The sequence below is a fragment of the Bergeyella porcorum genome, assembly GCF_042427575.1.
GTDB lineage: Bacteria > Bacteroidota > Bacteroidia > Flavobacteriales > Weeksellaceae > Bergeyella > Bergeyella porcorum.
Window position 1 is genome coordinate 149,294 of the sequence record NZ_JBHMFD010000002.1, and the last position, 17,924, is coordinate 167,217.

A 17,924-nucleotide genomic window follows, 5' to 3' on the forward strand; every position below is an offset into this window, starting at 1 on the left:
GTTAATGATTAAAATTGAAGATTCAATCCTAAAGAGTACACTCTTGGTCTTTGATAGAAATTGTTATCAATACCATTAAATACTTCTGGATCTAACCCGCTATACTTAGTAATAACGAACACATTGTTTACCGTAGCGTTTACTCTAAGTCTTGCGTTACCTACAAACTCTGGGAAGTTATACCCTAGGCTGATGTTATCCATTCTAAGGAAAGAAGCATCTTCCACATAGTAATCTGAATAGAACTGAGCTCTCTTGAAGCCTGTGTTATAATAATCTGTAGTGATGTTTTGCAGATAATTATTCAGTCCAATCCCTTGAAGGTTACCAAACTGAGAGTTCATATTATTGTACACATAGTTGCCAATACTTGCTCTCAAAGAGAAGCCTAAATCCCAATTTTTGTATGCCATTCTAGAAGAGAATCCGAATAGAGCGTCTGGCATTGGAGACTTGTACTGATATAAATCTTGCTCATTGATAACGCCGTCGCCATTTCTATCCACATAAGCACCTTCTATTGGTTTTCCATCTGTTCCATATACCTGTTGCCATACATAGAAAGAGCTTGGAGTATAGCCTACAGAATGTACTTGGATGGTACTACCTGTTCCTCCACTAATGCCTCCTGTAAGGATTTTTTGAGTTGGGTCATTAGTCGTAGATAGATTGGTAATTTCAGCCTTTTGCAAAGTGGCATTGGCAGTGAAATCCCAAGTAAAGTTTTCCTTATCAATAGCTTTTACGGTAACCCCTAGTTCAATACCTTTGGATCTCATATCCCCCACATTACTTAGGAGTAGGTTGGTAAAGTTAGCTCCTGCTGCTGGTGGTGTTACACTGATAAGATCTACGGTTTTTCTATCGTAAGCATCAATATTGAATAAGATTCTGTCTTTTAATAAACCGAAATCTACCCCAACATTGGTAGTCTGTGTAGTTTCCCAGCGGATGTCTTTATCATATCCATTAGGACGGAATAAGGTATAGAATGTATCTCCCATTTGATAAGTAGCTCCACCATTTGAAATAGTATATACTGCTAAGTAAGGATAATTACTAGTACCTAGGTCTTGTTGCCCTGTTTTACCCCAGCCCCCTCTAAGTTTCAATGTAGAAATGGTAGAATTTCCTTTTAAGAAAGATTCTTGATCCACTCTCCAAGCCAAAGAAACCGCAGGGAAATAGCCCCATCTATTGTCTTCATTAAATCTAGAAGAACCATCTCTACGCAAAGATGCTGTTAATAAATATCGGTTTTTGAAAGTGTAGTTCAAACGACCGTAGTAAGAAATCAAAAGATTCTGAGTAAAGAAATCTACGCCATCTGCTGGGTCCAATGCCCCTGTTCCGAATACTGTAGGTGCAAAAGGCGTGTCTTCATTCCATTTCTGATAAGAATAACCTGCCATTATATCAAAATCCGACTGAATAGAAGGTAATTTCTTAGCATAGGTAAGATAAAATTCTAACAATTGGTTTTTTCTCTCTTGCGTATATCTTCTGCTAGAACCTTCGGTAAAGTAAGCAGAAGCTAATGTTCTTGGTACTATGGTTTTTCCGTTAGAATCTGCATAATCCATACCCAAGTTCAAATTAGCTCTCAACTCTGGCAAGAAATGGAATTTATAATCAAACTGAACATTCCCAATCAATCTTCTTACATAAGATAAATCTTGTCTCTGATAAAGCATCGACAGTGGGTTTTTGGTAGCATTCACATTAGGATCACCGTTGCTTTGCAACCATTCCCAGTATCCACCAACTTGAGACATTGAGCTATCATATACTGACTGTGTAGGGTCAAACGCTACAGAAGCCCCTATGGCACCCGCAGCTGCAAAACGGTTTTCGGTGTAAGACCCTTTCAAGTTAAAGTTAATATCCAAATGATTTTTAAACAATTTTGGATTCAAGTTTAAACCTACTGTGCTTCTTTCAATATTATTGGTTCTTATAATACCATCTTGATTAAGATACCCCAAAGACAATCTGAATGGCAATTTTCCAATACCACCAGAAAGTGTCAAGTTATTATCCAAGCCAACTGCAGTCTGATAGATTTTCTCTTGCCAATTGGTATTTCCTGTACCCAACAGAGTTTTATAAATATCTGCTGCATTGGCATTCACCACATTACGAAACTCATCACCATTCAACACATCCAAAGTTCCAAACTTCTGAGAAACAGAAGTGGTAGCGTTATAACCCACTTTCAATCTTCCTCTCGTTCCTTTTTTAGTAGTGATGATGATAACCCCGTTGGTAGCTCTATTACCATAGATAGCTGCAGCAGAAGCATCTTTCAAGATATTGAAAGACTCAATATCGTTAGGGTTAATCAAAGCTAAAGGATTCGCAGCCCCATTAATGGTATTGTTATCCAATGGCATCCCATCAATTACGATAAGAGGGTCATTAGACGCATTAAGAGACGCCGCCCCACGAATACGAATGGTAGAACCACTTCCTGGTGCCCCACCATTGGTAGTAATCTGCACCCCCGCAGCTTTACCTTGAATCAATTGCTCTGGTGAAGAAACCACGCCTCCATTGAAATCTTTAGTAGAAATCGCCGTAACGGAACCTGTTAAATCAGTTTTTTTCTTTGCACCATATCCCACCAGCACTACTTCTTCTATCTTTCGCTCTTTAATAGCGGAATCTCGAACCTGTGCTTGCATCATTGTTCCAGCCAATAGAAAAGCTGGAGCAATTTTCAGTACTGTACTATAGTTTCTCACGATATAAAATTTTAAAAATTTGTTTCTATTATTAACCAATTTACTAATCGCCTTCTTCATATCCAAATTAACCATTTTCCCCCTCTCACTCTCCATTTTTCTCCCTGTTTAGTAAATCAAAATCACAAAGAAATATGTAACTCACTCATTTTCAACATCAATATCATTCCCTTGTAGAGAATCTAAATTTAGAAACAATTAAACATTTATTTACATTTTGTTAACATTATTTTCACAAAATTGATAATTATCATAGTTACGCATCTTCAAATGAAAGTGTAAGATTAACAAAAAAAAACACGCTTATCCCTCATTCTTACGCTGTTCCCATTGCTGGATAAACGCTTCTAATGGCTTAGGAAATGATTTCTGATGTGATGCTTCCGTATCTACTATAATATATGAATATTGCTTTACCAATGTCTCCAAAAGAGCCTCCGAGGGCAATGCAATGGTATCTATTGTAATTTCAAGATTTTTATGCGTCAGCTTATGTTTTAGAACAATGGATGACTGACGGAATTGCAACCAATCCTCTGGAATAGCATCGGGAAACTCATACAGCTTTTTCCAAATAAAGTCATCTGCTCTCTGCCGAATTAAAAACCGATTTTCAAAGTGTACAAAATAATACTGCAAAGCTAAATCTGTAGCCTTTACTTTTTTGGTTTTCACAGGAAATTGAGCCATTGCTCCCGTTTGCCACGCCATACAATCCGCTGCTAATGGACAAAGCTGGCACAAAGGCTGCTTGGGCTTGCAAACCTCTGCACCCAAATCCATTATAGCTTGATTAAAATCTCCACAAGCCTCGTAAGGCATCATTTGCAATGCCAATTCTGAAAAATATTGAAACGCTCCCGTCTGAGAAATATCATAATCATCTGCAAATAATCTGGATAGCACCCGATAAAAATTACCATCAATAGCAGGTTTTCTCTCGTGGTAACAAATACTAGCAATAGCCGCTGCGGTGTACTTCCCTACGCCTTTCAGTTTCAGAATTTCTTCATATTTCTGAGGAAATTCACCTTCAAAATCGGTTATGATTTGTTGGGCTGCCTTATACAAATTCAACGCTCGGGAGTAATATCCTAAACCTTTCCAATAGAGCAAAACCTCGTCTGTATCGGCATTGGCAAGGGTTTCTACATTGGGAAATCTCTGCACAAAATTGAGGTAATGTTGCAAACCTTGTTTCACTTGGGTTTGCTGTAAAATAATTTCAGAAATCCATATTTTATAGGGATTTCTGGTACTTCTCCACGGTAAATTTCTTGCATTGATTCGGTACCAATTCAAAAGTTTTTTACCAAGATAAAGAAAATCAGGGTTTTGTTTTTTTGGTTTCAAAAATATGTTTTATATTTGCAGACCAAAATTAAAAACAAAAAAGGAAATGACAAAGGCAGAATTGGTAAATACCATCTCAAGTAAATTGGGAACGGAAAAAAATGAAACACAAAGAATCATCGAAGCTTTTATGCAAGAGATAAGAACTTCTATGTATAATGGTAACAATGTTTACTTAAGAGGTTTTGGTTCTTTCATCATCAAAACAAGAGCAGCTAAAACTGGTAGAAATATTTCTAAGAATACGGCTATCGAAATCCCTGCTCACAATATCCCAGCTTTCAAACCATCGAAATCATTCGTGGAGAGAGTAAAAACTAAAGTAGCTGTAAAATAATTAACTGAATATTAACCTTAAATAACTTAAAAAAATGCCAAGCGGAAAGAAAAGAAAAAGACATAAGGTAGCGACGCACAAGAGAAAGAAAAGAAGAAGAGCTAACAGACACAAAAAGAAAAAATAATCTTTCTCGAAAGTAAAATATTCAATATAGTTGATGAAAGTTTTTTCATTAACTATATTTTGTTTATGAGAGAGCGTAGAAATTAAGATATTGAACTTAGAGGTTAGATATTAGACATTAGAATTTAGAGACTAGTATTTTCTCTTTCTTCTTTTCTCTTTTCTCCTTCCTCTCTCTATAATAAGAAAAATTTAATCATTAAAAATAAATCTGAGCAATGAAGAAAGAACTTATCATTTCTTATGAGAATGAGCGTACGAAGATTGCACTGCTCGAAGACGGTAGATTGTTTGAACTCCACGAGGAGGAGGACAACAATGAATTTACCGTTGGCGATTTATTTTTAGGACGGGTAAAAAAACTTGCCCCCAACCTCAATGCAGCCTTCGTCAATATTGGTTATGGCAAGGATGCTTTTTTGCATTATCAGGACTTAGGCCCTGATTTTTTGAGCTATCAAAAATTTATTAAAGACACTTTTGCGAAACGCCAGCAAAGTGCAGAGCTAAAAAACTTTCAAGTTCAGAAGGCTATAGATAAAAATGGCACCGTAGATAAAGTAATGGCAAAAGATGATGTGGTACTTATCCAAATTACCAAAGAACCCATCTCTACCAAAGGCCCTAGAATCTCTACACAACTCTCCCTCACGGGGCGTTTCCTAGTGCTTATCCCTTTTGATAATAAAGTTTCCATTTCAAAAAAAATTAAAAATCCTGAAGATAGAGAACGCTTAAAAACATTGATAGAAAGCATTCGCCCTGAAGGATTTGGCGTCATCATCCGCACCGTAGCGGAAGGTAAAAAGGTAGCCGAGCTCCACAATGATATGAACCAACTGATACAGAAGTGGGACGCTACTTTCAGAAATATTCAAAAACAAAAAGTACCATCTAAAGTACTTAGCGAGGAAAGCCGTGCTTCTGCCATACTGAGGGATAATTTTAACCAAGATTATACCAGCATCATCTGCGATGATGAAGCAATGGTAGAAGACATCAAAAACTACCTTGATGTAATTGCCCCTGAACGCAAAAAAATCGTTCAGTTTTATGACTCTCATATTCCCTTATTAGAGTACTATAATGTGGAGAAACAGCTCAAACAAAGCTTTGGAAAACATGTGAATATCCCAAGCTCCAAAGGTGCCTATCTGGTGATAGAACATACCGAAGCCCTACACGTGATAGATGTAAACTCTGGGCCTAATATCTCCTCCACTACTACCAATAAGGAACACGGGCTGAATGTCAATAAACTGGCTGCCACAGAAATTGCCAGACAGCTACGCCTGCGGGATATGGGAGGCATCATTGTGGTAGATTTTATCGATATGGTAAACCCTGAACATAGACGGGAGCTCTACGAGCATTTCCGCGAAGAAATGAAAAAGGATAATGCCAGACATAAAATACTTCCTCCAAGTAAATTTGGACTCATCCAAATGACCAGACAAAGGGTACGCCCCGAAAAACAAATAGAAACTAAGGAAGAAAATCCTAATGTAGATGGGGAAATATTAGCCCCTATTGTAGTGGTAGAAAGAATGGAAGAGGTAATACGGAACCTCATCCAAAAAGAGAAAGGCAAGCTCTATCTCCACGTACACCCATTTGTAGAAGCCTACCTTACCAAAGGGCTCATCAGCATACAAACCAAATGGTATCTGAAATACAAAAAATGGGTTACCATCATCCCTCGAGATAGCTACAAGTATCTGGAATACCACCTTTATAATGCAAAAAAAGAGGAACTCGCAAGTTACTCCAACTAAAAATAGCAATCTTTACACAAAACCATTCCCGCAAAAAAGGAATGGTTTTGTTTTTTTTAACACAAATAATCAATAAACTACAATACAACTGATTAAATTCACAAATTCACTTTGAATAAGAAGCCCCTACCAACTAAAACGCTCATCATACCATTAAAATAAGCATCCTACCAACTAAAATGCTCATCATACCATTAAAATAAGCATTCTACCAACTAAAACGCTCATCATACCATTAAAATAAGCATCCTACCAACTAAAATGCTCATCATACCATTAAAATAAGCATCCTACCAACTAAAATGCTCATCATACCATTAAAACAAGCATCCTACCGACTAAAACGCTCATCATACTATTAAAAAAGATAAAAATTAACGGTATTTTATTGATTTAACAGGAGAAATTTTGCTAATGAGGTAACTCGGGAAAATCAAAGCGGCAGCAGAAATGGCAAGAATTCCCAAGGAAAGTCCCAAGATGTAAAAGATATTCAGCTCCACAGGAACTTCGCTCACATAGTAGTTTTCAGGGTTCAGCCTGATAATCCCGGTATATTTCTGTACAAGGAGTAGCCCCAGTCCAATGGCATTTCCTATCAGCAAACCAGGCACCATAATAATCAAAGTATAATTAATAAAAATGGCTCTAATCTGTGCATTATTCGCCCCAAGGGTTTTCAGCATTCCAATAGAATTGGTTCTTTCAATAATCAAAATAAGAAGCACCATCACAATGTTGATAACCACCACCACCAGCATAATGGTAATAATCAATGCGATATTGGTGTCAAAAATATTAATCCAATCCACAATCTGCGGATACTTATCCGTCATTTTTTCCGCATAGTTTTTAATGCCTATCAGCTGGTCTATTTTAGGATAAACTTCATCTACTTTCGCATTATTAGCCAAAAATACATCATAGCCACCCACAGCATCTTTATCAAACCCTTGTATCTTCCTTGCGTGGGCAATCCCTCCAATAATGAAGAGGTCATCTATCATTTTAATATCCGTTTTATAAATTCCAGCGATTCTAAATTTTCTATAAATCGGTTTTTGGTCTTCTTTAGAAAAAATAGTTACCACGCTATCGCCCACCTTTTTATGCAAATCCCTTGCAATTTTCTGCGAAACCAAGACATTAGCATCATAGGAGTTTTCCTTGATCTGTGGCACCTCCCCCGAAACTATAAACTTCTGAAAACGATGGTAATCAAAATCCGCTCCCACGCCCTTGAAGATAATCCCCGCAAAATTGCTCTCTGTACGCATAATGCCACTCACCGTTACATACTTCTGCATCGCCGCCACCTCTGGCAGTTGCTTCACCGCCTCTACATTAAAACCCTCTTGGCTAATGATGGAGGAGTTGTACGAGGCATTAGACTTCTGAGACTTAATCTGAATAGCCCCGCCAAAATCTGCCAGCCTATTTTTAATGGCGTGTTTAGACCCCAGCCCCGTAGCCACTGTAATCAGAGAGACAATAATACCCAAAGCCACAGAAAGCCTCCCGATGAAGATAATCACCTTGGATAGATTATTTTTGTTATCTTTGGAAAACGCAATTTTTTTAGAAAAATAAATCGGAAAATTCAACGCAATGATTTTAAACCTCAAAATTAAAGATTTACTTTTTATTTGCCTAATTTTTTTAGGAACAATATCCTTCCATAAGGCTCAAAACATTGGAAATATAGAATATAAAGCTGCTGCCGACCGCCCAGAACTCTACCTACCACTACTAAAAGACAAAGCGGTAGCCGTGGTAACCAACCAAACTGGCTTGCTACAAGATAAAACCCACTTGGTAGATTTCCTCCTTGCCAATGGCGTGAATATCAAAAGTATCTTTGCACCAGAGCACGGCTTTCGAGGGGACGCAGATGCAGGCGAAGTAGTGAAAAATGGTAAGGATACCAAAACGGGACTGCCCATCATCTCCCTCTACGGGAATCATAAAAAACCTACTAAAGAACAGCTAAAAAATATAGAAATCATCCTTTTCGATATTCAAGATGTGGGCGTACGGTTTTACACCTACATCTCCACTTTAGCCTATGTGATGGAAGCCGCTGCGGAGAACAAAATTGCCGTTGTAGTACTGGATAGACCCAACCCTCACGATGGCTATACCGATGGACCTATACTGAAAAAGAAATGGAAAAGCTTTGTAGGAATGCACAGCGTACCCGTAATCTACGGACTAACCATAGGAGAATACGGCAAAATGATCAATGGTGAACGATGGCTAAAAAACGGTATCAAAGCCCATTATACCCTAATCCCAATGCAAGGATACTACAAGAAACAACGCTACCCCATCTCAGAAAAACCATCGCCCAACTTACCTAATGATAAAGCCATCAACCTATATCCATCGCTTTGCTTCTTTGAAGGCACCCAAGTTTCCGTAGGACGCGGCACCGATTTGCCTTTCCAAATCTACGGCAGTCCGTGGACAAAAACATTGCCGTACCAGTTCACCCCAGAGCCCAACTTCGGGGCAAAAAACCCTTTCCTCAATGGTGAGCAATGCTTTGGTGAAAACCTTTCTCAATATCCAAAAACATTAAACTCCCTTGAACTCTCTTGGTTGCTAAAAGCATATAAAGCCTACCATAATCCTGAAAAGAACTTCTTTTTAGACAATCTCTTTTTTGATAAGTTGGCAGGGTCAGATGAGCTTCGCACGCAAATTGTTGCTGGAAAATCCGAAAAAGAAATCCGCGATTCTTGGAAAAAAGATTTAGAAGCTTTTGAAAAAATCAGACGCCGATACATCATCTATGAAGATTGATTGTACTGCTACGCTTATTGTATTGTTGTAATTTGTATTACTGTATTATTGTATCATTGTACTTTGTACATTATACTTTTTACATTATACATTGTTACATCGGTACATTGATACATTGTTACATTAATCAAAATGATTAGGATGATTACCATCTTTGTTTTTGTACAAAATAAACAGACCAATGGATAGTCCCACCACGCCTGCCACAGCATTGAGTAACGCTCGGCTTAGTTTATCTGCTGCATCGCTACCGATGTAATTCATTAAGAATAAAATCACAAAAGTGATGATTGATATAATAATGTGTGTTCTTCCGAAAAGTTTCATTGTTATTTTATTTTATATGCTATCATAATACCACCTCGGTAAGGTATCCATTCGCCACTTTGGTTCCATTGTCTTTTTCCCTCAGGGTCATCATAGCGTATGAAGCCATCTGGCGGCACATCTACATAACCTCTATAATAGCCTTGGCTGGTTCCCCCACCTAAGTAAACATCTATATTCCAGCGGTCTTTCCATTGCCATTGGTAGCCTACCGTTGCTCCTAGCATATAGGTATACCCTCTTTGGAATTTCCCTGTGTCTACATAGTTCCACTTGGTCATATCATATACTCCAAAGCCAGCATTGGCACCTACATACCAATTTTTAAAAGCTTCTTTAAAATAATATCGCCCTTCCAGATGTCCCATATAAACCTGAAAATGATTGCCAAATGCCGACTTCCAAGGGGAAATAAAGCCATCTGCTTGCACTGTAAACTGCTTGCTCAGCTGATATTCTAAGCCTAAATTAATCATTGACAAAGGAACAAAAAGAGCATTTCCCTTGACATACAAAGCTTTGTCTGTCTTTTGGGCATTGATGCTAAAAGCTGTCAATAATCCCAAAGCGATGCTATATATTTTTTTCAAGTTGATTGTATTTTATTTTTTAATTTCTGAAAGTAATTGTTCAGGAATAGAAGCATCCATTCCTCTTTGCTTGGTCAGTTTCAAAGATTGCTCAGCGTACATTTTGGCAGCATCTTTATTCCCTGTTTTAAGGTAAAGCTTCGCTAAAATATAGGTATTCTCTGCGGTCTCTGCTTTCATCACGGCTTTTTCTGCCCATACCACCGCTTTTTTCAGCGATTCGGGGTTAGAAATTTTTTCTGCAAAAGTATAAGCTACCCTATTCAGTTCTTTATCCTCAAAACCATCACCATCCCCATAGTATGCCAACGCTGCTTTCTCAAAAGCATTGAAATTTCCCACCGAAGGATAAAAATAGACCTTTAATTTATCAAGCGTTGTCTTAGCTTCTGCTTTGCCCAAAATAGCTTCCGCCTCGGCTAAAAATTGCTCCTCGTCTATAGTTCCTGTCTGGTGGTTAAAGGTTTTCTCTACTACAGCATTCAGTTTAAATTGATTATCAAACTGCTGATAGCTAGCCTCTGGAAGATGTTTTACTATCTCGGCTTTATCTTGCACAAAAGTGGTATAGAGTGCATCTGATTGGCTTTTAAGAAAGTGTAGCAAAATAGAAATCTCCTCTTGAGTATAAGCCCCTTTTGCCCTTTGGCTGAAATATCTATCTGCCACTTTATGAGCAAATACGGGGTCTGTGCCTGCATTCATTTTAATGGTGTTGAGCAAAAACGCAGGGTCTTTCTCCCCTTTTTCAAAGCGTTCTTTAGCAGAACCACCCTTGCCAACAGCATCGGCTTCTTTACCCAAAGCAATGAAATTTTTCTCATCCAAAGCACCCATTCCTTTGAAAACCACTTCTCCATCACCATTCAAAAATAAAAAAGTGGGATAAGAACGAATGCCATATTTCATTGCAATATCTCGCCCCTCCCCTTTTTCCATATCAAAATGTGCATTAATGAAATGAGCATTATAAAAATCTTTCACCTCATCTTTCGGAAAAATATTTTTCTCCATCATCTTACAAGGTCCACACCAAGATGCATAAGCATCCAAAAACACCAACTTTTTTTCTTTCTTAGCCTTTGCTAAAATATCTTTGAATGGTGCGTTTTCAAAATTGATGGATTGCTGGGCATAAAACAACGCTCCAGCCATTAAAAGAGGTAAAGAGAATATTTTTTTCATCTTAAAAACCATTTGACCTCGCAAATATACAGAAAAACTATTAATGCTTTTAAGTCATTTCCCTCTGAGGAGAAAAGGTAGGTATTTTCTATTTAGAAATTGATAAGAAGCTTCCAAAGGAGGTATTTTCTGTTTAGAAATTAGGATGATAAAAATATTGGGAGTTTCTATTTAGAAAATGGAATCATTTTTAAATCTTAATGCTATGAAAAAAGTAATTACAGCAGTCCGTGTTACTGAGTTTGAAGACATTGCCAAGCAGAGGACGCATTATCCTTCGATTTCATTCAGGCTGATATCTCGAAATCTTTCTTTGAGAGTTTCAAAGCTTTCAGAAAAACATACTACAATTCACATCCTTTCCAAAATCAAGTTTTTATTAATCCTACTATTGATTATCTTTGCAAAAAATTACATAAAATATGTCAGAAAGAAAGATGATTACCGCCGCTTTGCCGTATGCCAATGGACCTGTGCATATTGGACATTTGGCGGGTGTGTATATTCCAGCCGATGTGTATGCCCGCTTCCAAAGAAGAATGGGCAAAGATGTAGCCTTTATCTGTGGCTCCGATGAACACGGAATCCCCATCACCATCCGTGCTAAAAAAGAAGGTGTTACCCCTCAAGATGTTGTAGATAAATACCACGAAATCATCAAAAAATCTTTTGAAGATTTGGGCATTTCTTTCGATGAATATTCTAGAACAACTTCTAAAAAACACTACGAAACCGCTTCGGAATTTTTCCTGAAAATGTACAACAATGGAAAATTCACAGAGGAAGTCTCAGAACAATTTTATGATGAACAAGCGGGAGAATTTCTCGCCGATAGATACATTGTAGGGACTTGCCCTAATTGTAGTAATGAAAACGCCTATGGCGATCAATGCGAAAAGTGTGGCTCTACCCTTTCGCCTACGGAGCTCATCAATCCAAAATCTATGTTGAGTGGCAATGTCCCAACCTTAAAGGCAACCAAAAACTGGTATCTTCCACTGAATGACTATGAAAACTTCCTCAATGAATGGATTATCGAAGGACATAAAGACGATTGGAAACCTAATGTTTACGGTCAGGTAAAATCTTGGCTCAACGATGGCCTGAAACCGCGTGCAATGACCCGCGACCTGAACTGGGGTGTTCCCGTGCCTCTACCCGATGCTGAGGGCAAAGTACTCTATGTATGGTTTGACGCTCCTATCGGATACATTTCTTTCACCAAAGAGTGGGCAGAGAAAAACGGTAAAGATTGGAAAGATTATTGGCAAAATGATAACTCAGAACTGATTCACTTCATTGGGAAAGACAATATTGTATTCCATTGCATTATTTTCCCAGCAATGATGAAGGCACACGGCGACTATATTATGCCGAAAAATGTTCCTGCTTTTGAGTTTCTAAACCTTGAAAATGATAAAATATCCACTTCCCGAAATTGGGCTGTTTGGGCACACGAGTATGTGGAAGATTTCCCTGGGCAACAAGATGTCCTAAGATATGCTTTACTCTCTTCTGCCCCAGAAACGAAGGACAACAACTTTACTTGGAAAGATTTTCAGACCAAAAACAATTCGGAGTTGGTAGGTATTTTTGGAAATTTCATCAATCGTGTAGCAGTACTTACCAATAAATATTATGAAGGCATTGTTCCACAGTTTGGCGATTTTGAGCCAGTGGATAAAGATTTGTATCACGAAATAAGACAGTTCCCTGAAAGAATAGGTAAAAACTTGGATGAGTTCAAATTCCGTGATGCCTTGGCAGAGCTGATGAACTTGGCCCGTTTGGGGAACAAATACCTTGCCGATGAAGAGCCTTGGAAAGTGATAAAAGACAACCCAGAAAGGGTAAAAACACAACTATTCTGTGCATTGCAAGTGGCAGCAGCATTGGGCTATCTATGCGAACCATTCTTGCCATTCACTGCAGAGAAAATTAGACAAGGATTGAACCTTGAAGATAAAAAATGGAATGAAATTTTTGATAATTTCCTTATTCCAGTGGGGCATCAGATTAATTCCATTCCGCTACTCTTCTCAAAAATTGAGGACGAAACCATTGAGGCTCAAATCCAAAAACTTGAAAATACAAAACAACAAAATAAGAAAACCAATCCTAACGCTAATCCTATGAAAGACGAGATTACCTTTGATGATTTCACGAAAATAGACCTAAGAACAGCTACTATCTTGGAAGCCGAGAAAGTGGAAAAAGCCGATAAGCTTCTAAAACTGAAAGTAGACACAGGTGTAGATGTAAGAACTGTAGTTTCTGGCATTGCAGAGAGCTTTACTCCAGAGGAAATCGTAGGCAAACAAGTGATGATTTTGCTCAACCTTGCTCCCAGAAAAATCCGCGGAATAGAAAGCCAAGGAATGCTCCTTCTCACCACCAAACCAGATGGTAAACTATCTTTCGTAACACCAGATGAAAAAGTGGACAACGGCGTGGAGATAGGATAATAACAAATCTATCACACAATTAATGAGCAAAAAAAGACCGCCTTTCACAAGTTGTGAGGCGGCTTTTTTATCTCACAGTGATATGAAAACAATTTTGTTGCTTCTCTTTGATAAAATAGATTTCGCCAGCTTTTTCCATTTGGATTAATACTTTTTCTAAGATTTTTTCTAAACGGTCATTCCTTTTTAAGCGGTCATTAAAGCGGATATATGAGACATCAAAAGCGTTGCCATAATTATGTGTACTAAACCCTAAAGAAGCGTTGTTGTTTACTTTTCGCAGTCGGCATTGGTCTTCTAAAGTTCGGGTAAGAGAGGTATAAGTAAGGGTACTACCATTGGCTTTAGCGTAGAATGTTTTTGCAATTTTTTGTAACGCAGTTTTGGCTCTAGGAGCTAATACCAGCTGACTATATCGTAATTTTTGTACGCGATAGCCTTTGCCTAAAGATTTCACAGAAGTAAGTTTGCCAGATTTTTTATGTTTCTTGATAGAAGTATCATTTTTTAGTACAGAAAGTTTCATTTTCTTGGATGCGGAAAGATGTTTTTCATACAATGCCGTAGGTTTTACTTTCATTACTTTATCCCTATCATAACAGTTGGATTTTTGAGCCGAAATAGAAGCTGATAAGTGAAAGAAAAGAATAACGAATAGAATATATCTCATCAAAAATTGTTTTTAGAATTAACGCTTTTTCTTTCATTTTCTTATCCTAACGAGGTTAAATCTGAAAAAAAAAAAGTATTTTCGCATTATGAAATATTGGTATATCTTAGTTTTAAGTTTATTGGGAGTATTAGGATTTGCCCAATCAGAAATTAAAGTTTTCAAAGCTGGTAGTAGAACGCCCATTGCAGGAGCTTCGGTTGCTTGTAATGGTAAGATTTTAGGAAGAACTAATGCCGCAGGTATCTTGAAATTTCGTACCCAATGCAGAAGCGTAGAAGTAGCCGCTAAAGGTTATTATGAAACGGAAGTGGTGGTAGATAAAGTGATGGAAGCCACTTTGGAACAACTAGAAAAAGGAACAGCAAGTATAGAAAAAGTAGTGCTAAAAGATGTGAGCGACCCCAAGGCATTAGAACTGCTGAAAAAAGTAAGAGCGCATTACAGCGATAATACGCCACAGAGTTTACCGTCTTATTCCTTTAAGGTTTACGAAAAAACAGCATTAGACCTAGACCAAGATACCATACAGCAGTATAATGATTTCGTAAAGGCAAGATTAGACTCTCTGAAACAATTACCTCAAAAAAATCAAGACCAAAAGAAGATAAAAGATTCTATAGAGAATACCCATACAATGAAACTGGTGGGGCAGAGCAAGGCTTTTCTCTGGGAGCGGGTAAAAGAGTTTGCCTATTCTAAGAAATATGGAGAAAAGATTACCGTTCTAGACAATCGTGTTTCGGGGCTTAATAATCCCATCTATGAAATGCTGACCCTCCGCTCCAACCGTACAAAAATGCCCCGTGAAATTCTTGAAGAAAATCAAAAACTTTACAGATACTTCCTTACCGATACCCTAGATGTAGAAGGAAGACCCAGCTATGTGATAAGATTCCGACAGACCAATTATAAACAACGCGAAAACCGAAGAAAATACAACGGCTATCTCTATATAGATGCCGAAACCTACGGACTGAAAAAAATAGAAAGCAGTAGCAATAAGAAAAATGAAGGTAGCCTTACTAGTATCTGGACGTTGGTAGATGGCAAATGGTTTTTACAAAAGGAAAACTTGAAACTAAAAGCTGGGCAGATAAGCTTTAAACAAAATAAAGAAGAAAAAAATAACAAAACGCAACAGTATGGCTACTATGTATATCATATTGCCGATTACTTTGATTATCAAACCAATTTTGAAGCTAAGGCTAAAGATTTCAAAGGTTATACTATGGAAATAAAAAATGCCGATGGCTCTCTGCTCTCTCAGTATCGTACAGATAGCTTGTCCCAAAGGGATTTGATGACCTATATCAAGATAGATAGCGTAGGGCAAAAGTACCAGTTGGATAGAAAAGTGAAGCTTGTTTCGGCGTTGTTGGGTGGAAAGCTGAGATTAGGGAAGGTAGATTTCAATCTTGGAAACGCCATCAAATATACTCTTTATGAAGGCTTGAGATTGGGAGCGGAGGTTAAAATGAATGAGAAATTTCACCGCTATCTCTCTCCTGATGCCTATGTAGCGTATGGTTTCAAAGACCGTGGTCTGAAATATGGATTGGGATTGGATGTAAAAACCACCCTTAGAAAAACTTCCTTTTTTAGAATAGAATATTATCACGATGTGCTTGCCGCTGGAAAATTTAACGAGAGGCTCTGGAACTTTAAGATGAAAATAATGAATGGCGGTGTCAATCTGAAAAACGACCGTTTCTACCAATACGAAGGCGTAAAACTGTCTTATGAAAACGACCTGCTCAATTCCCTTACATTGCGTACATCTGTAGCCAGAAATGTAGAACAAGCATTGTTCAATTACGATTATCGTGGTATGGGAAATCAGTTTGATAATTTTAAAACGATAGTAACTTTAAAGTACGCCCCGAAATCTAAAAATATAATGACACCATCGGGGAAATATACCTTTGAACAAGGTTTTCCAGAGTTTTATTTCAATTTTGAAAAGGCGGACAAAGCTTTTGGAGGCGATTTTGATTATACCAAGATGGATATTTTGGCAACGCATAGGTTTAAAACCAAAGCGGGGATTACAGGAGCAAGGGTTTATTCTGGTATCGTAACGGGAGAAGCTCCTATCTGGCACCTCTTCCATATGAATGGCTTGGGTGGGCGTTCTTCTAATTTAAATTATAATTATAATCTGACCTCATATCTGGGATTTGCTACAATGCAAGCGGGTAAATATTATAGCGACCGAATGCTGGGCTACTATCTCACCCATCGCCTTCCTTGGCATTTCAAAAGTTTTGGGCAACAGACCTCCAGCTTTGATTTGGTTTACCGAGGGGCAATTGGTGATATGAAGCATCCAGAGCGTCATCAGTTTGATTTTTCTACGCTCAACCGTTTGTATCAAGAAGCAGGATTTGAATGGAATAATTTCCTAAGTACAGGACTTAATTTAGGCTTCTTCTATCGTGTAGGGCATTATCAAACTCCGAAATTTGGGGATAACTTTGCCGTACAACTAAAGGTGAAACTTTTAGGGTTTTAAGCTAGATTATACAATAGGCTTTAAGCCGTAAGCAATAACTAAACAATGACATCATCTCCCACCTAGAATGTAACTCCGCAAGATTTTTTGGCTAAAGCCTCTTGGGAACACCATACTAAAAGTCGGGTTAAAACCCGACCCCTATTGAAAATTGAAAGGCTTAGAGATTAAACAATAATCTGGGTTAGTTCGAGCTACCAAGCCCCCAATAACCATTTTTTATAATTGAAAAATGGATAAAGCATTAGCGGTGGTGATGGCATCTATCGTAGCCAAATCTTTACCATAGATATCTACCAATTTCCCTGCAATGTATTCTAGGTAAGCACTCTCATTGCGTTTCCCTCGATAAGGAACGGGAGCTAAATAAGGGGAATCTGTCTCTAGGACGATGTGTTCCAAAGGAATCTCACTAAGGAATTGGTCTATTTTCCCATTTTTGAAAGTAACCACGCCACCTATCCCCAATGAAAAGCCTAAAGCTATCGCCTGATGAGCCTGCTCCAAGTTGCCTGAAAAACAATGGAAAATCCCTCTTAGTTTTGGATGCTTTTTGCGATGTAGCACCTCAAAGGTCTCATCAAAACTTTCTCTGGTATGGATTACAATGGGCAAATCTCTTTCTATAGCCCAGTCTATTTGCTGTTCAAAGGCTTTCACCTGAATATCCAAGGTGCTTTGCTCCCAGTATAGGTCTATCCCAATCTCACCAATGGCACAGAAGGGTCTTTGGGCTAAATACCCTTGCACGATTTCCAATTCTTGCTCCCAAGTATCTGGTTTCACATCACAAGGGTGCAGTCCCATCATTGCAAACATTCGCTCAGGGTATTGGGCTTCCAAGGTTAGCATTTTTTCGTGGGTAGAAGAATCTATGGCAGGAAGGAAGAAATGGGTTACACCATTATCTATCGCCCGTTGGATAGTAGCATCGCGGTCGGTATCAAATTGCTCGGAATATAAATGGGTGTGGGTGTCTATCATAGGAATTTAAAATTAGTTGTTGGTTGATGGTTGTTGGTTAAATTGTTG

Annotated in this window: 13 protein-coding genes; 5 read left to right on the forward strand and 8 right to left on the reverse strand. The window is 38.1% G+C overall.

Features of this window, described 5'->3' with window-relative positions; all coding sequences use genetic code 11:
- Positions 1 to 8: 8 nt before the first annotated feature.
- Both ACFFUE_RS02210 and mutY read right to left on the reverse strand, forming a co-directional pair.
- Positions 9 to 2,744 carry a SusC/RagA family TonB-linked outer membrane protein gene (locus tag ACFFUE_RS02210; protein ID WP_376832570.1) on the reverse strand — a complete coding sequence of 912 codons (2,736 nt, stop codon included), beginning with the start codon at positions 2,742 to 2,744 and terminating at the stop codon, positions 9 to 11.
- Between the two features lie 303 nt (positions 2,745 to 3,047).
- The gene (gene mutY / locus ACFFUE_RS02215) at positions 3,048 to 4,097 is read right to left on the reverse strand and encodes an A/G-specific adenine glycosylase (RefSeq protein WP_376832435.1); all 1,050 of its coding nucleotides are present in this window, start codon (positions 4,095 to 4,097) and stop codon (positions 3,048 to 3,050) included.
- Between the two features lie 46 nt (positions 4,098 to 4,143).
- Here mutY and ACFFUE_RS02220 point away from each other — a divergent pair, with 46 nt between their 5' ends.
- Positions 4,144 to 4,434 (forward strand): HU family DNA-binding protein, encoded by a 291-nt coding sequence (locus ACFFUE_RS02220; RefSeq protein ID WP_376832436.1) that lies wholly within the window; start codon positions 4,144 to 4,146, stop codon positions 4,432 to 4,434.
- 344 nt (positions 4,435 to 4,778) lie between these two features.
- Complete coding sequence (locus ACFFUE_RS02225; protein ID WP_376832437.1) at positions 4,779 to 6,335, forward strand: Rne/Rng family ribonuclease; 1,557 nt, start codon at positions 4,779 to 4,781, stop codon at positions 6,333 to 6,335.
- A gap of 374 nt (positions 6,336 to 6,709) precedes the next feature.
- On the opposite strand, the gene ACFFUE_RS02230 is transcribed toward ACFFUE_RS02225, so the two are convergent.
- The gene (locus tag ACFFUE_RS02230; protein ID WP_376832438.1) at positions 6,710 to 7,939 is read right to left on the reverse strand and encodes an ABC transporter permease; all 1,230 of its coding nucleotides are present in this window, start codon (positions 7,937 to 7,939) and stop codon (positions 6,710 to 6,712) included.
- Between the two features lie 4 nt (positions 7,940 to 7,943).
- Between ACFFUE_RS02230 and ACFFUE_RS02235 the strand changes: the two genes are divergently transcribed.
- The gene (locus ACFFUE_RS02235) at positions 7,944 to 9,140 is read left to right on the forward strand and encodes an exo-beta-N-acetylmuramidase NamZ family protein (RefSeq protein ID WP_376832439.1); all 1,197 of its coding nucleotides are present in this window, start codon (positions 7,944 to 7,946) and stop codon (positions 9,138 to 9,140) included.
- 123 nt (positions 9,141 to 9,263) lie between these two features.
- Here the strand turns inward: ACFFUE_RS02235 and ACFFUE_RS02240 are convergent, their stop codons facing one another.
- The 3 genes from ACFFUE_RS02240 to ACFFUE_RS02250 are packed head-to-tail and all read right to left on the reverse strand — an operon-like array spanning position 9,264 to position 11,242.
- Complete coding sequence (locus tag ACFFUE_RS02240) at positions 9,264 to 9,467, reverse strand: hypothetical protein (protein WP_327984455.1); 204 nt, start codon at positions 9,465 to 9,467, stop codon at positions 9,264 to 9,266.
- A 2-nt stretch (positions 9,468 to 9,469) separates the two neighbouring features.
- Entirely contained in the window at positions 9,470 to 10,057 is a 588-nt protein-coding gene (locus ACFFUE_RS02245; RefSeq protein WP_376832442.1) for a DUF3575 domain-containing protein, read from the reverse strand.
- Between the two features lie 12 nt (positions 10,058 to 10,069).
- Complete coding sequence (locus tag ACFFUE_RS02250; RefSeq protein WP_376832444.1) at positions 10,070 to 11,242, reverse strand: thioredoxin family protein; 1,173 nt, start codon at positions 11,240 to 11,242, stop codon at positions 10,070 to 10,072.
- Between the two features lie 422 nt (positions 11,243 to 11,664).
- Here ACFFUE_RS02250 and metG point away from each other — a divergent pair, with 422 nt between their 5' ends.
- The gene (metG, locus tag ACFFUE_RS02255; RefSeq protein ID WP_376832446.1) at positions 11,665 to 13,707 is read left to right on the forward strand and encodes a methionine--tRNA ligase; all 2,043 of its coding nucleotides are present in this window, start codon (positions 11,665 to 11,667) and stop codon (positions 13,705 to 13,707) included.
- A 67-nt stretch (positions 13,708 to 13,774) separates the two neighbouring features.
- Here metG and ACFFUE_RS02260 read toward each other — a convergent pair whose 3' ends face one another.
- Positions 13,775 to 14,377 (reverse strand): DUF5715 family protein, encoded by a 603-nt coding sequence (locus ACFFUE_RS02260; RefSeq protein WP_376832448.1) that lies wholly within the window; start codon positions 14,375 to 14,377, stop codon positions 13,775 to 13,777.
- Positions 14,378 to 14,465: 88 nt separating this feature from the next.
- On the opposite strand from ACFFUE_RS02260, the gene ACFFUE_RS02265 reads away from it, so the two are divergent.
- The gene (locus ACFFUE_RS02265) at positions 14,466 to 16,892 is read left to right on the forward strand and encodes a hypothetical protein (RefSeq protein WP_376832450.1); all 2,427 of its coding nucleotides are present in this window, start codon (positions 14,466 to 14,468) and stop codon (positions 16,890 to 16,892) included.
- 219 nt (positions 16,893 to 17,111) lie between these two features.
- On the opposite strand, the gene ACFFUE_RS02270 is transcribed toward ACFFUE_RS02265, so the two are convergent.
- Positions 17,112 to 17,876, reverse strand: coding sequence for a TatD family hydrolase (locus tag ACFFUE_RS02270; RefSeq protein WP_376832452.1), 765 nt, complete (start codon positions 17,874 to 17,876; stop codon positions 17,112 to 17,114).
- Positions 17,877 to 17,924: the final 48 nt, after the last annotated feature.